The organism is Pullulanibacillus pueri (assembly GCF_014639255.1).
Taxonomy (GTDB): domain Bacteria; phylum Bacillota; class Bacilli; order Bacillales; family Sporolactobacillaceae; genus Pullulanibacillus; species Pullulanibacillus pueri.
The window spans coordinates 1-14,047 of sequence record NZ_BMFV01000038.1 but is presented as its reverse complement, the minus strand read 5'-3'; the positions used below and the strand labels follow the sequence as shown (position 1 = coordinate 14,047).

The 14,047-nt window shown below is 40.0% G+C and carries 15 protein-coding genes, 1 riboswitch and 2 other annotated features; of the genes, 5 read left to right on the top strand and 10 right to left on the bottom strand.

Going from position 1 to position 14,047, the window contains the following annotated elements; genetic code table 11:
* Positions 1-101 precede the first annotated feature (101 nt).
* Complete coding sequence (locus IEV91_RS18190) at positions 102-986, bottom strand: manganese catalase (protein WP_188498862.1); 885 nt, start codon at positions 984-986, stop codon at positions 102-104.
* Positions 987-1,162: 176 nt separating this feature from the next.
* Between IEV91_RS18190 and IEV91_RS18185 the strand changes: the two genes are divergently transcribed.
* Positions 1,163-2,560 (top strand): N-acetylmuramoyl-L-alanine amidase family protein, encoded by a 1,398-nt coding sequence (locus tag IEV91_RS18185; RefSeq protein ID WP_188498861.1) that lies wholly within the window; start codon positions 1,163-1,165, stop codon positions 2,558-2,560.
* 205 nt (positions 2,561-2,765) lie between these two features.
* Here the strand turns inward: IEV91_RS18185 and IEV91_RS18180 are convergent, their stop codons facing one another.
* From IEV91_RS18180 to IEV91_RS18165, 4 genes are all read right to left on the bottom strand, one after another.
* Positions 2,766-2,972 (bottom strand): hypothetical protein, encoded by a 207-nt coding sequence (locus IEV91_RS18180; protein WP_188498860.1) that lies wholly within the window; start codon positions 2,970-2,972, stop codon positions 2,766-2,768.
* A 36-nt stretch (positions 2,973-3,008) separates the two neighbouring features.
* Positions 3,009-3,176: a hypothetical protein gene (locus tag IEV91_RS18175; RefSeq protein ID WP_188498859.1), complete on the bottom strand. Its 168-nt coding sequence runs from the start codon at positions 3,174-3,176 to the stop codon at positions 3,009-3,011.
* A 451-nt stretch (positions 3,177-3,627) separates the two neighbouring features.
* Entirely contained in the window at positions 3,628-3,828 is a 201-nt protein-coding gene (locus IEV91_RS18170) for a cold-shock protein (RefSeq protein ID WP_188498858.1), read from the bottom strand.
* Positions 3,829-4,172: 344 nt separating this feature from the next.
* Entirely contained in the window at positions 4,173-4,418 is a 246-nt protein-coding gene (locus IEV91_RS18165) for a DUF5362 family protein (protein WP_188498857.1), read from the bottom strand.
* Between the two features lie 411 nt (positions 4,419-4,829).
* On the opposite strand from IEV91_RS18165, the gene rsgA reads away from it, so the two are divergent.
* Entirely contained in the window at positions 4,830-5,870 is a 1,041-nt protein-coding gene (rsgA, locus tag IEV91_RS18160; protein WP_188498856.1) for a ribosome small subunit-dependent GTPase A, read from the top strand.
* A 169-nt stretch (positions 5,871-6,039) separates the two neighbouring features.
* Positions 6,040-6,274: a binding site (T-box leader), on the top strand.
* 31 nt (positions 6,275-6,305) lie between these two features.
* Positions 6,306-6,540: a binding site (T-box leader), on the top strand.
* Between the two features lie 53 nt (positions 6,541-6,593).
* A complete protein-coding gene (thrS, locus tag IEV91_RS18155; protein ID WP_188498855.1) occupies positions 6,594-7,805 on the top strand; it encodes a threonine--tRNA ligase in 1,212 nt (403 codons plus the stop codon).
* 48 nt (positions 7,806-7,853) lie between these two features.
* Here the strand turns inward: thrS and IEV91_RS18150 are convergent, their stop codons facing one another.
* The 5 genes from IEV91_RS18150 to IEV91_RS18130 form a co-directional block, all read right to left on the bottom strand.
* Entirely contained in the window at positions 7,854-8,231 is a 378-nt protein-coding gene (locus IEV91_RS18150) for a hypothetical protein (RefSeq protein WP_188498854.1), read from the bottom strand.
* A gap of 27 nt (positions 8,232-8,258) precedes the next feature.
* Positions 8,259-8,729: a helix-turn-helix transcriptional regulator gene (locus IEV91_RS18145; protein WP_188498853.1), complete on the bottom strand. Its 471-nt coding sequence runs from the start codon at positions 8,727-8,729 to the stop codon at positions 8,259-8,261.
* A 502-nt stretch (positions 8,730-9,231) separates the two neighbouring features.
* Entirely contained in the window at positions 9,232-10,641 is a 1,410-nt protein-coding gene (locus IEV91_RS18140) for a SpoVR family protein (protein ID WP_188498852.1), read from the bottom strand.
* 185 nt (positions 10,642-10,826) lie between these two features.
* A complete protein-coding gene (locus IEV91_RS18135; RefSeq protein ID WP_229745649.1) occupies positions 10,827-11,327 on the bottom strand; it encodes a DUF402 domain-containing protein in 501 nt (166 codons plus the stop codon).
* A complete protein-coding gene (locus tag IEV91_RS18130; protein WP_188498851.1) occupies positions 11,305-11,892 on the bottom strand; it encodes an HAD-IA family hydrolase in 588 nt (195 codons plus the stop codon). Before IEV91_RS18130 ends, IEV91_RS18135 begins: the two co-directional genes overlap by 23 nt.
* A gap of 285 nt (positions 11,893-12,177) precedes the next feature.
* A riboswitch (cyclic di-GMP riboswitch) is annotated at positions 12,178-12,263 on the top strand.
* 108 nt (positions 12,264-12,371) lie between these two features.
* Here IEV91_RS18130 and IEV91_RS18125 point away from each other — a divergent pair.
* Positions 12,372-12,938 (top strand): WxL domain-containing protein, encoded by a 567-nt coding sequence (locus IEV91_RS18125; protein ID WP_188498850.1) that lies wholly within the window; start codon positions 12,372-12,374, stop codon positions 12,936-12,938.
* 290 nt (positions 12,939-13,228) lie between these two features.
* A complete protein-coding gene (locus IEV91_RS18120; RefSeq protein WP_188498849.1) occupies positions 13,229-13,990 on the top strand; it encodes a DUF916 domain-containing protein in 762 nt (253 codons plus the stop codon).
* Positions 13,991-14,047 lie beyond the last annotated feature (57 nt).

Below are 14,047 nucleotides of genomic sequence, written 5' to 3'. Positions count from 1 at the left end.
TATTTCTAACACAAAATCCTGCTTCATTATACATTTTAAAATAAGGATTCCTATAGAAGAAAAAGGCGTTACCTAAATTCAGGTAACGCCTCCTAGCGATCTTACTGCATAAAAGGATTGGGCTGTTGATTTGGCTCTAGTTTACCTCTACCCTGCATGATTCTCATATCCACTGGTGGTGTCCCGTGAATATATGGAGGTGCTGGATTCAATTCTGGTTTTTGTCCCATTGCTTTTGGATTTTGAATATATTCAAAATTGGATTGGCCGTCAAAGGATGGCCCCTTTGCCCAACGCCCTTGACTACTTTCCTCACCCTGGGAATAGTTCATAAAAGAATAAGAAACCTCTTGCTTTTCATATTCTTGATTAAATGTACTTGGGACAATGACGCCTTGGGTTTGCTCCAGTTCCTCGATAGCTGCCATCCATTGGTTTTGATGCATCGTGTCTCTGGCAATGAGGAAGCTAAGCATATCTCGCACTCCAGGATCTGTTGTAGCTTCATAAAGGCGAACAACTTGTAGTCTTCCCTGTGACTCTGCGTTCAAGTTTGCCCGAAAATCTGCTAATAAATTCCCACTAGAAATGGTATAACGCGCATTCCATGGATACCCCATGCTATCATTGGGCTGTGCTCCCAAACCGCTAACAATGGCATGTTGGGGATTCATTCCCCCTAATACAGCCTCAATCACAGGATCTTTTGCAGCCTGTTCCTGATCATGGGCAGGAGCGCCGTCTAATAATTGTGCAATCATTGTCGCTAGCATTTCGACATGAGCGATTTCTTCTGTTCCAATATCCAAGAGCATATCTCGGTATTTTCCTTCGGCTCGACAATTCCAACCTTGAAACAAGTATTGAATCATGACAGAGATTTCACCAAATTGGCCACCTAAAACCTCTTGCAACTTTTTGGCATAAACCGGATCCGGTTGTGTCGGTTTTGCGTTATATTGAAGTTCTTTTACGTGATAAAACATTTCATTCCTCCTTCTAGTACATTTTTTGGATCGCTATAGCTTTTGTTCATGATATACAATTTATGATGAGAAAAATATCCATTAACGACTTTAGTAAACTATTTTTTAAATAGGCTTATATTTTTCTAGTAATCTGTTAACACTGCTTCTATGACGTTATCAAGGAGGTTACTAGAATGCAAAATTTGATTCTAAAAAACTATTCAACAAGTCAGCTTCAATGGTTGATCCGTTTCTCTGTCTTAGCCATTATTTTACTTATCCTATTTTTAGGATTTGGTCATAAAACGCATGCTAATGAAAATACATCCGTGACCGTCTCGGTCCCAACTCTTAACGTAAGAGCCAGTGCTGAAATAAGTGCCTCTGTCATTGACAAGATTCATGAAGGTGAAACTTATACGGTAATTAAAACAAGTGGTGATTGGGATCAGATTCAAGTCACCAACCAAGAAACCGGTTGGGTAGCAAATTGGCTTGTTAAAGAAACAAAAGCATCCACCGACACAAATGAAAAAGTCACGGTGACTTCAAAGGTAAAAGGGTTAAATGTTCATACTGCTAATGATTTTAATTCCAATGTGATTGGACAAATCAATCCTTCAAAATCCTATCCACAACTCCAAGATGGGGGAAAGCTCGTCCAAATTCAAACCCAGCAAGCAAAAGGATGGGTCGCTGCACATTTGGTTAATAGACAAACAGTCCAAGATACAAAACCAACGAAAGCCACCGTTCAAGCCCCTATTTTAAACGTGCGTGAACAGCCTGGTATCAGTTATGGGGTCATTGCACAATTAAAATCTGGAGAAACCATCACGCTAACAGCTGAAAGCAATGGTTGGGGGCAAATTAACATTGAGGGTAAAGAAGGATGGATTTCCGAACAATATCTTTCTAAACAACCGAGTCAACCGACTGTAACCAAAGCCGCTCAAACATCAAAAGCGTCTAAAGTAGCGGTGCAAAAAAATGAGAAGCCAAAAACAAAATCGAATGATCATAAAACTCCAGATCATCAGCAAACTAACACGCTAAGTGGAAAAACCATTGTACTCGATCCTGGACACGGCGGAAAAGATAATGGTACAACGAGTATTAATGGTGTTCATGAAAAGCAATTGACCCTAGAGACCGCCAATAAAGTCGCTGCCAAGTTAAAGGCAGCCGGTGCCCATGTGATCTTAACACGGACAAATGACACCTATATTCCTTTGCAAAAGCGCACTGAAATTTCCCATGAAGATCATGCCGATGCCTTTATCAGCTTGCATTATAATTATTCACAATACCCTTATGTCAAAGGACTGCAAAATTTCTATTACAATCAATCAAGGGACGGCGCTTTAGCTTCCGCTCTCCATGATGCCTTGATCAAAGAAACGGGGCTATCGGACCGTGGTGACGGGTACAATAACCTTTATGTTTTAAGAAACAATAGTCAACCCAGTACACTCATTGAGTTAGGGTTTCTCTCTAATAAGACAGAGGAAACCGTCGTCGAAAACGACACCTTCCGGGAAAAGGTCGCTCAAGGCATCTACCAAGGGTTGCTGAATTATTTTTCGAGGTAAAGATATTTTGAGAGACTGATTAGAAAATCGAACATGAAAAGTAAACGATTCTTTCAGTGAAGGTAACTCATGGACATAATAAAAGGTCAGTTCTTTAGAAAATTAGAACTGACCCATTTCCCAACTAAGAGTATATGAGAAAATCGGGCGTAAAGCGTGCTCGTTCCTTATTCATGCATTAAAAATGTTTTTACCAGAGGCTGCGTCAGCAACGGCAGCTTGGTGACCGTTTTTTCATAAGTATCTGGTAAACGGGCATCACAACGGCAACCTGGTGACCGTTTTTCATAAGTATCTGGTAAACGGGCATCACAACGGCAACTTGGTGACCGTTTTTCATAAAAATCTGGTAAACGGGCATCACAACGGCAACCTGGTGACCGTTTTTCATAAAAATCTGGTAAACGGGCATCACAACGGCAGCTTGGTGACCGTTTTTTCAAGGAATCTAGAAAACGGGCATCACAACGGCAACTTGGTGACCGTTTTTCATAAAAATCTGGTAAACGGGCATCACAACGGCAACTTGGTGACCGTTTTTCATAAAAATCTGGTAAACGGGCATCACAACGGCAACCTGGTGACCATTTTTCATAAGTATCTGGTAAACGAGCATCACAACGGCAGCTTGGTGACCGTTTTCAGAACGAGGAGAAAAAATGTGTATCTAAGCAACTTAGATGTGATGACACAACTCACCTTGTCCGTAACCTCTCTCCTCAATTTATCTATATTTATCTATGAATATTTTTGAGAACAGTTATCCACAAATTGATTATTTTATAATCGCCTAAACAACAAAAAAATTCGGCTTCCACCAAGTCCTTATTCATGAAGACAAATTTTTCTACCGATCTCTTTATTGCTCGATGACTTTCTTATTCTTGAACAAACAAGCTCAAAAAAGAAACCCCACTGAAACTCCAAGAGGAACACCTCAGAAGTTTCAGTGGGGCTGCTAATGTCCAAATACATTCGAAAAGATGTACCCAGACTTAAACCTGAGTACATCTTAAAGTACTAAAGGGATTGTCAAAACATTTCTGCTTCGTTACCTTATGTATCCCTTATACTTTACGGACATTTGCAGCTTGAGGTCCACGATCGCCATCTTCTATATCAAAGGTAACTTCTTGACCCTCATCTAATGTTTTAAAACCTTCGCCTTCAATAGCTGAGAAATGAACGAAAACATCATCTCCATTTTCACGTTCAATAAATCCAAAGCCTTTTTCACTATTAAACCATTTTACTTTACCATGTTCCATTTTGTTGCCTCCTAGCATGTGAACAATACACAATATATTACAATTTTTAATCTTGCATGCTTAGTATAACCATGCCGACTCCTTTTAAACATATGTAAAGATATTTTTTTCTTTTTGCTACAGTTAGAACGATCGAAGCCATCGTCTCCTCAACTTATATTTCCATTGATTGATATAAGAATAAGGAGATCTTGAGATCAACTTATTAACCATGAGTACAACGAGGATCAGTAACAAAGAACAGAGGATACGCTTCAAAATATCACCACCTACATGACTCAGGATATCCATCACGCATAGATTTCCCCAAAGTTCAACTAAAAATGACAATAGATGCACTTTCATCATCGGAAAAAGAGAAAAAGAATAAAAATAATTGCAATGAGGAAGGTAAATACATAAATTAACGTCAGCACCTTGAAGTTTGTTTTATGGCTTTTAAAATGGTTGGAATTGAGCAGTTCTTTCTCCTCTTCTTGAGAAGCCTCTTCAAGCTTTTGCATGGATTTATTGACTTGTATCCCCGCAAAGATCGTCCCAATTAAAGCGAGAACACCTATAATCACAAAAGTTATAATATAAGGTTTCATCGTACTCCCCCCTACTTAAATTCTTACATTCATAATAGCACAACGTAAGCGCTTTTATTATCTTTTGAAACCTATAAGTTAGACGTTTTAGCCACTCACTCCCCTATTGTCACAATAAAAAAAGGCCTTATGCCAAAAGATATATCCTGATGCTAGCTACAAACGACGATTTAAACTTATTTGCTAGTTGCTATTTCAGTTCTTCACTTTCTTTACAAAATTCACTACATTTATCACCGAATAGGTGTGAAATATAAAATTTTCTGATATACTAATAACCACTAATAAAAAGGAGCGTGATGTAATATGAGCATTGTCATGAATCAAAAAGTCTACAAAAAAACCATTTTTAAAGGGGATACTGCTCTCTAAAAGACGGTGGTCATCCTCTCAATCCAAGGAGGAAACCTGTTGTACGAACTCAAATCTTTAGGATTTAATAACTTTTTTTCAGAACAAATCCAAGCCACACCTTATGAAATAGGACGTGTTGCAACCTCAGCCAATGGTATTTATAAACTCCTCTCCTCAAAGGGGGAATTCCTTTCACAAGTGTCTGGGAAGTTCCGTCATCTTGCTGAAAAGTCTCGAGATTTTCCCTGTGTAGGGGACTGGGTTTTATTTGAACCATTGATTGGTGAACCCAAAGGTGTGATTCATTCCGTTCTGACCCGAAATAGCCTGCTTTCACGTCATGTCGCAGGAGAAAAAAATGAGGAACAACTAATGGCAGCTAACGTCGATACCGTCTTTCTGGTGAATGCCTTAAACCAAGATTTCAATCTACGGCGGATGGAGCGTTATCTTATGCAAGTCTACGAAAGCGGGGCTTCACCTGTCTTCGTTTTAACCAAACGCGATCTATGCTCTAACCTCGAGGAAAAGGTTCAAGCTGTGGAAGAAATTGCCCTCGGTGTCCCTATTATTCCCGTAGATGCTTTGCATAATGACGGCGTCGAAGCTATTCAAGCTTTGATTAAAGAGGGTCAAACGGTCTCTTTGTTAGGATCATCCGGTGTCGGAAAATCGACATTGGTCAACCGCTTGATTGGCAAAGAAACACAAAAAACACAAGATATCCGTGAAGAGGATGCCAAAGGGCGTCATACCACCACACACCGTGAACTTTTCCTATTAGAAAAAGGGGGTGTCATTATTGACACGCCTGGCATGCGTGAACTTCAGCTATGGTCAGGGGAAGAGGCTGCCAGTGAAACCTTCAAGGATATCGAAACCTTGGCAGATCAGTGCAAGTTTCGTGATTGTCATCACGAGCAGGAACCCGGCTGTGCCATTAAGATCGCCATCGAAAACGGCGAGCTTTCTTCAGAGCGCTACAAAAGCTATGTCAAACTCCAGCGTGAAGCGAAATTTCTCGCTTTGAAAGATAAGTATGGCACACACCGCGCTTCTCGCATTCAGGGTCAAGCCTTTCGAAAACAAAACGGTTAAGTTAAGCCATTTGATACAAAAGAATGTATTTAACAATTTCAACTATTGAGATGGCCGTTTGCCGGTCATCTTCTTTTAACAAAAAAACTGCTGCCCTGTCTGCCTATTGACATTCAAGAGGTTCTCACCTATAATTCGTTAAAATCATTTCTTGGATCATCCGTTTTTTATAAAGGCGAAGAAAAGGACATGAATCTTTCTTGATTTCTTATCAGAGACTAGGATCACCGGCTGAAAGTCCTAGAGAATAGAGAAGGATTGACCACCTTGGAGCTATTGTGAGGAAAGAGACTTTGTCTCGACTATTCATAATCGGTAAAACCGTTATCTTTTTTGAGCGTAAGGCATTCGTTTAGGATGCTTTACGGAACAAGGGTGGAACCACGACCACATGCGTCCCTTAACAGGGGATGTGTGTGGTCTTATTTTTATAGTGCTATTGCTTTGAAGAGGACATGAATCTTTCTTGAGTTCTTATCAGAGACTGGGGTCAGCGGCTGAAAGCCCTAGAGAATAAAGAGAGATGAACCACCTCCGAGCTATTGTGAGGAAAGAGACTCTAGTCTTGATTATTCATAATCGGTAAAACCGTTATCTTTTTGAGCGTGAGGGATTCGTTTTGGATCCTTTACGGAATGAGGGTGGAACCACGACCACAGACGTCCCTTTATACGGGATACCTGTGGTCTTTTTATATTCAATAAATCTTAGGAGGAATAAAAAATGTCAATGAAATTAGAAGCAGACAGAAGAAATCATCGAAAATTAGGAAGACAGCTTGAGCTCTTTGCAACAATGGAAGAGGCCCCAGGCATGCCTTTTTTCTTACCTAAAGGAATGGCCTTGAAAAATGAACTAGAAAGTTTGTGGAAGCACAAACACCAAATAGCCGGTTATCAGGAGATCCAAACGCCCATTATGATGAAACAAAATTTATGGGAACAATCGGGTCACTGGGAGCATTATCACGAAAATATGTATTTTTCAAAAGTGGATGACCAAAATTACGCCATCAAACCGATGAGCTGCCCCGGGGCAATTTTAATTTTCAATAACAAGCGGCGGAGCTATCGTGAACTGCCTTTACGTTTTGCAGAGCTAGGACTTGTCCATCGTCACGAACTTTCCGGATCTTTAAATGGACTGCTGAGAGTTCGTGCCTTTACGCAAGACGATGCTCACCTGTTTGTGAGAGAGGATCAGATCAAATCAGAAGTCGATCAAGTTTTAGACTTAATTGATGACTTCTACTCCCTATTTGGATTTGAATATAACATTGAGCTATCGACTCGCCCCGAAAACCACATGGGAGCCATCGAACTTTGGGATCAGGCTGAGCAAGCGCTTGAATCGGTTTTACAAGACAAACACTTAGATTATCAAATCAACCCAGGGGATGGTGCCTTTTATGGTCCTAAAATTGATTTCCATGTCCTTGATGCTCTCGGGCGCAGCTGGCAGTGCGGCACGGTGCAATTAGACTTCCAAATGCCTGAAAAATTTGATTGTCATTACATTGGCGAGGATAATCAACCTCATCACCCGATCATGATTCATCGGGCCATCTATGGTTCAATCGAACGCTTTATGGCAATATTAATTGAACATTATGCCGGTGATTTTCCCTTTTGGCTAGCCCCTTTACAGGTCAAAATACTGCCTCTTTCATCTGACCAACATGCCTATGCCGAGAAGGTGCGCTTAAAATTATTAGAGGCCGGGTTTCGTGTCGATAGCGATGAGAGAGATGAGAAGATTGGATTAAAAATAAGAGAGGCCGAAATGCAAAAATCACCCTATATGCTTATTATCGGTCCTAAGGAAATGGAAAACAGCTCTTTAGCCTTAAGGAAGCGCCATGAAGGGAATCTCGGTGAATTGAACCTCGATGAAGTGATACAAATATTTCAAGAAGCACTACAAAGAAGAGAATAATTCTAGAGAAACTCCATAAGGGACCAAAACCCTTGGAGTTTCTAACTATTAAACTTGGTGCTCAGCTTTCTTTTTATATACCTTTGCCAATTTCGTGGCGATTAACTGGGGAATGAGATTTAAAATACTGACAAAAAAGAGGAACTGAGAAGGGGCTAATGGCTTAAAATAGTAATCCCATCCTTCCCAGCGCTCGCTACCTGCGCGGATAAGAAAATAAGAAATGATCAAAGAGACGATATTCCCCACCACAATAGGGATAAAATGATTAAAATAGTAACTAAGAAAGGCAATAAGCGCTGGGGCTAATATCAGGCTAACATAGCCAAACATTGCTCTATTCATGAAATCTTGATACATGGAAAAATAGACAAATGGAAAACAGTATAGCAAGACCATTAACATACCTATTCCTAATCTTCTCATAACCATACATTCCTTTTACAATAAATATTACTCATTAGATAATGATTCTCCATAAAAAAGCTCCTCTAAGCGCCTTAAGGCATCCTCTTTTTCAAAAGTACTTAACCAACGATTATTACTCTCATCTAAAATTCGATAATGCTGGCTTATCATATTTTGTTGAAGCCGAAAACTCCCTTTTTTATCAATTTCCTTCCACCAAACTCTTCCTCCCAGTGATTTTGACCTCGGTCTTTCAACGCCATCATGAGCAATCGTTTCAATAACTTCCATGGGATCACCTCCAAGCAAGACCTGTAGGACCTCACTATCTCTAAAGAGCGCACAAATAGCAACAATGGTTGTCCAACCTGATAGTATTCTCCCCTTCTCAATTTGCACTAAGGTCTTTTTTGAAATTCCTAGAACCTTAGCCATCTTGTCTTGCGAATACCCTTTTTCTAATCGAATAACTTTGAATCTACTGGAAACACTCTCCATAATATGTTCTTTACTCATCTCACTCAACCTTTTTGAAAAATTACTTTTTTCACTATTTAGTGTAATTTTACACTAAATCATTCTACAGAACAAGAATATTTTTCCTGGATATTAAGTCGAACTCCTTGCTCATGTTTCTGTTCAAACGCACGCTGACCTCGGACTCTAGTCCGCTTTTTAATCTGTAAAAATTCACCTTGTGTTACACGATCGTATTTATGTAAGAAAAGTTGGCTCTCGCCAAGCTCTAATAGCGAAAGCATAAGTTGCACTTATAAGGTCTTCCATTAAGTTATAAATTTTGAAATTAAGGAAAATAGGCATCAGAAAAGCGACTTAGTGACCGTTTTTCAATTGAATCTACACAACGGGCATAAGGAAAGCGAGCGCTCTGAAGTGGAAATCCACACCGTCCTGATGACCAGAAATTTTTTATTCTCTTTTCTTTTAAGAAAAAGCACAAAGAAAGTTCAAGACTTTCTTTGTGCTCTTATTCAAGATCTTTTCCCTATTCTTCTCATTAAACTAATCGTTTACGATTCACTTTATTCCCGTCACAGGAGAAAAGGACTGGACTTTCTTTAATCACCGTTTCGAGATGGACGTCTCTTCCCCATAGTTTATGAACATACTCAAGCACCTTTTCGAGATGATTGAGATCAAGCTCTGTTCCCTCGTATTGGTGTTTGAGGTAAAGCTCGCCTTTGCTTGCGTAATCGCCATCTTCAACAACGATATAAGGAAAACCACCGTTGATTCGCGAATGGAGAAGCTCTGAACGAATGTCATTAAAATCTTTGTCAGTGACCTTTAATTCATCCTCCACTTTCTCATAAATAAACAGGTCTTCCTCTTCAACAATGTGCTGAGTCAGATAATTTCTAATAAAGGATTGATCAGAGTTCAATTCACGAACCTCAAATAGCTTCTCACGTCCAGTGCCTGGCTTTATTCCACGTCTTCGCATCTCTTCAGTGGGATGATCATAGCGGCGCTCAATATCTTCAAAGATTTTCAATCCTAATCGGTAAGGATTGAGTTGTTTTCCATGAGGTTGAATAACATCAGCATTAAGCTTCGCAAATTCGATGACTTCATCTGTATTCAGATCCAACTCCCGCATAATTCGCGCATGCCAATAGGACGCCCAGCCTTCGTTCATGATTTTAGTCTCATACTGCGGCCAAAAATAAAGCATTTCTTCACGCAACATAAAAACAATGTCGCGTTGCCATTCGGTCAATGCTTGACTGTATTCCCCTATGAAATTCAAAAGATCCTTTTCTGATTTTTTAGGGAATTTTTCTCGAACAGGTGCTTCAGGTAACGCAATACTTTCCTTTTTTGGTCTAAAGGTTAAATCCTCATAAGTATCATAAGCCATACTAGATTCAATCGAAGGGGAATGGACTCTCTGGGTCATAGGGGTAGGAAGTGATGGATCGATATGCTCTTGAATAGACAAAACAGCGTCAATAAATGTCTCAACCTCTTGTTGACCGTAGGTTTTCTCATAGGCTTTCATCCGACTTGATGTCACTGTCATGCTTTCAACCATATCTCGCCGCGTATTCGAAAAGCGAATATTATTTTTAAAAAAGTCGCTATGAGCGAGAACATGGGCAGCAATCATCTTATTCTGCGTCAAGCTATTGGTGTTTAAAAGATAGGCATAGCAAGGATTTGAATTGATGACAAGCTCATATATTTTACCTAATCCATACTCGTATTGCAGCTTCATTTTTTGGTATTGCTTGCCAAAACTCCAATGAGAAAACCGTGTCGGCATCACGTAGGCACCAAAAGCATAAATCACATCAACAGGACAAATCTCATACCGCATAGGGAAAAAGTCCAAACCTACCCCCTTAGCAATCTCTGTGATTTCTTCAATTGCGCGTTCAAGCGCCTTCGCTTCTGTTTCATTCATGCTGACAAACTCCTCTCGGTGGCAAACACCTTTATGACAGTGTATGTTCACCACCGCTTTTGGATGAATGGTCAAGCCTCATGATCAGCGTCCATTTCTTATGAAATCCCCCTATTCAATGACATTAAGCCTATGAACCCCCGCGCAGCCTCTTTTATATCGATACTCTTTTCCTCTTCTTGAAGTCATTCCCTTATAAAACCCAGAATCTGATCATTAAAGGGAAAAACCCCTTGCTTTATTTTAGCTTTTAAAGCCTCTAAGGCGTTAACCGCCTCTGCCTTCAACTCTGGCGAATAATTGTACTTTATGCTGTTTGTTTCAAACTCGTCTTCATCAACGACTTGCCATGCTTTGTCCTTGTCTTTGACTAAATCCAAGTCTAGATCGACAAAGCTCAGCGCATTGTTAGTCAATACGGAGGGTTTAGCAATGTTACAATAATAGGCGACGACTTTCCCTTCTTCTACTGCCATAGCTGCGGTAAACCACTCTTTCAATGAAAAATATTCTATCGATGTATTATCAATTGTAAAAATATCCTTTTTTGTATGGTGAATGAGTTGCCGGCCAGGATGACACCTTACGAGCACATAGTCAGAGGTGACTTGTAAAAGATCCCCTTCCCATTCGTAATGCGGAATATTTGGATGTTTTAAAGCTTTAATTTTTATGATTTCTGGCAATGTTTTTTTCTCCTCTCACCTTTTCAATACTTTTCAATAATGCTGACGTCCTTCTTACCCATTTCCCCTCTTCATCAGCAAGCATAATGTGCCAACCAAACGTCTTCGCTATTTTTAAGTTTTTGACTTGGTCATCAATAAATACAATGGGATGATGACCACAAAGCTGCTGCATCACTTTTTGATAAATTTCTGGAGAAGGCTTGCAGGACCCAGCTTCACTGGAAATCGTGACACTTGTTAAATAAGGCATCACAGGGGTTAAAAGAGGTCTAATCCATTCACCTCGATGATTGCTGAGTAAGTGAATTGAGGCATACCTACTCCAGTGTGGAATCATCTCTAGGGCAGGCAATGGCCTCAGCGTTTCAAGTAATATCCTTTTTGCCCTTTCCTTTTGAATGGAAGGAAAGGCCTCACAGAGGTGCTTCCAAAATGCCACTTCCGTCAGTCTTCCTGTCCATCGATCTTCACGAATATAGGTTTTAAATGTGTGAAGGGCATTAATAGGCACGTCACATTTTCTGGACAGCTCACTCCAGAAGCGTGGCGACAAATTCGTCATTAGCACTCCAGCAATATCAAGGACGAGACCTGGTTTTTGAGTGATTGCTCTCATCACCTTTCAAAGAACGTAACGATATTTCTAAAAATTACATAATCTTATTTTACCATAATGTGGTGACATTTAGATGAGCGACTGTACAATTTTCAGTCTGTCTCCACCCTCGATTGAATTGGTAAAAATTTATATCTATCTTTACATGAGGAATCGTTATATATTCATTTATGGGAAAAAGCTTTCGACGTCGAACACAGTGAATCCCACTTCACTTATCTTTCTTCATTTCTTTTATAAAGGCAAACTCGCTTGAAAAACGAGGACGCAAAGTCACAGGTCTAAGGTGATTTAACTAAGACGGCTGGATTCCAAAAAAGAATATTGGGGATAAATTCGAAAGTTTTATTCTCATAGTTCTTGCCATTTACTTCTTAGAAGGATTTTTAAATCCACACATTATAATTTTCGGAGGTAAGGACTCAATGAAAAACTCATTCAAAAAATTATTTGCGACCGTTTCAACGTTAGCTATTATAGGGACAGCCTTTGTTGGTGTTCATTCTGCATCTGCTGCAACATCAGACACCGTTATTAAAGGTGGTTCTCTTACTGTCACGGATAACCCTACCATAAGTAATTTTGCTGATGTGACATTGAACGGTAAAATTCAGACAACTAACGCCAATATTGATAATCTTATCGTGACCGATGCAACAGGAACAGGTAACGGTTGGAATGTAAATATAGAAGCTTCACCTTTTACCAATAGCGAGACAAATTCGACTCTTCCAGAGGGGTCACTCACTATTGCTGCTCCAACACTCACAGCTGAAGATGGTTCATCAGATCCTAACAACATTAATATTGTTGATGGGGCTATTGATAAACAAGCGGGTATTGATGTTCTTGCCGCTCCAAACAATGAAGGCATGGGGACATACACCGCAACTTTCCCTGAGAATGCTCTCACATTGAACCTCAAGCCAAAAGATGTTAAAGAAGGCACCTATACTTCTACCATTACAATTACCGTTGTTAGTGCTCCTTAATTCCCTTCACGATTTGAGACCGGATAAAAGTATATAAGACAAGGGAAAAACCGAACGATTTTGAAGTCGTTCGGTTTTTCCTTTGTACGTAAGGTCGCTCCGTCAAAATACTTCGCTTTCCGCGGGCACGGCCTCTTTTTTTTATTACCATTGGCATCACCCTCCTCTCGTCTTCATACCACTAACCTCTTTCCCTTCCATGAAGGCATCGCTACCCATGCGTTTTCTTTATTTTATTTAATGATCTCATGCCATAATGGAAAAGCTACTTAGCGGAAGGAGAGATGCGAATGGCCTTATCAAAAAGAATGCTTATCTTTTTGACCTTATTAAGCTGCATGCTATGGAGTCAGCCTAGTATTGCCCAGGAAACAAAGAGCCCCATTACAGTCACACCAATTTATCCAAAGAATCAAAATCAAACGGTTCGTGGGTATTTTGATTTAAACGTAACACCCAAACAACATCAAACCATCAAAATTAGTATTAAAAACAATCAGGACAAGGACCTGACTTTAAAAAGTGAAGTCACTAATGCCTATAGTAATCCTTCAGGTGGTATTATGTATGAATCCTCATACCAATCAAAGGATTCACAGCTTCTGCCTGAGGCATTTACAATGACTCAATACTTACAGGTGGCTCCTTCCATTACTGTTCCCGCTAAAAAGACAGTCGAATTACCCATTACCATCAGTGTCCCTGAAAAAGCTGTGGGCACTTTATTAGGTGGTGTGAGAATCACATTGGAAGGAAAAACTCAAAAGCAACAACAAACAACAACACAAGGTAAGGAAGCCCAATTCATTATCAAAACACAAAATGCCTACGTTATCGCCGTCCAACTGGATACTCCCACATCATCGCAGCCCAGTTTTTCTCTCGGGGACTCCGAGTTTGATCCTGAAAAAACAGCAGTCCTTACGACTATGACAAATCATGCACCTTTGATTCAGAAGGATATTAGAGGAAGTTATCAAGTGAATGATTCTAATGGGAATGTGCTGTTTAAAGGAAGTCTTGGTCCCTTCAATATGGCCCCGCAATCATAACCACCCTTCCAAAGGGTGGTTTGCACAAAGGCTATAAGCCTAAACTACCGGCCGGCG

Coding starts and splice junctions, on each gene's coding strand:
- IEV91_RS18190 (WP_188498862.1), bottom strand. CDS start 986: ATGTTTTATCACGTAAAAGAACTTCAATATAACGCAAAACCGACACAA.
- IEV91_RS18185 (WP_188498861.1), top strand. CDS start 1,163: ATGCAAAATTTGATTCTAAAAAACTATTCAACAAGTCAGCTTCAATGG.
- IEV91_RS18180 (WP_188498860.1), bottom strand. CDS start 2,972: ATGCCCGTTTACCAGATTTTTATGAAAAACGGTCACCAGGTTGCCGTT.
- IEV91_RS18175 (WP_188498859.1), bottom strand. CDS start 3,176: ATGCTCGTTTACCAGATACTTATGAAAAATGGTCACCAGGTTGCCGTT.
- IEV91_RS18170 (WP_188498858.1), bottom strand. CDS start 3,828: ATGGAACATGGTAAAGTAAAATGGTTTAATAGTGAAAAAGGCTTTGGA.
- IEV91_RS18165 (WP_188498857.1), bottom strand. CDS start 4,418: ATGAAACCTTATATTATAACTTTTGTGATTATAGGTGTTCTCGCTTTA.
- thrS (WP_188498855.1), top strand. CDS start 6,594: ATGTCAATGAAATTAGAAGCAGACAGAAGAAATCATCGAAAATTAGGA.
- IEV91_RS18150 (WP_188498854.1), bottom strand. CDS start 8,231: ATGAGAAGATTAGGAATAGGTATGTTAATGGTCTTGCTATACTGTTTT.
- IEV91_RS18145 (WP_188498853.1), bottom strand. CDS start 8,729: ATGAGTAAAGAACATATTATGGAGAGTGTTTCCAGTAGATTCAAAGTT.
- IEV91_RS18140 (WP_188498852.1), bottom strand. CDS start 10,641: ATGAATGAAACAGAAGCGAAGGCGCTTGAACGCGCAATTGAAGAAATC.
- IEV91_RS18130 (WP_188498851.1), bottom strand. CDS start 11,892: ATGACGAATTTGTCGCCACGCTTCTGGAGTGAGCTGTCCAGAAAATGT.
- IEV91_RS18125 (WP_188498850.1), top strand. CDS start 12,372: ATGAAAAACTCATTCAAAAAATTATTTGCGACCGTTTCAACGTTAGCT.
- IEV91_RS18120 (WP_188498849.1), top strand. CDS start 13,229: ATGGCCTTATCAAAAAGAATGCTTATCTTTTTGACCTTATTAAGCTGC.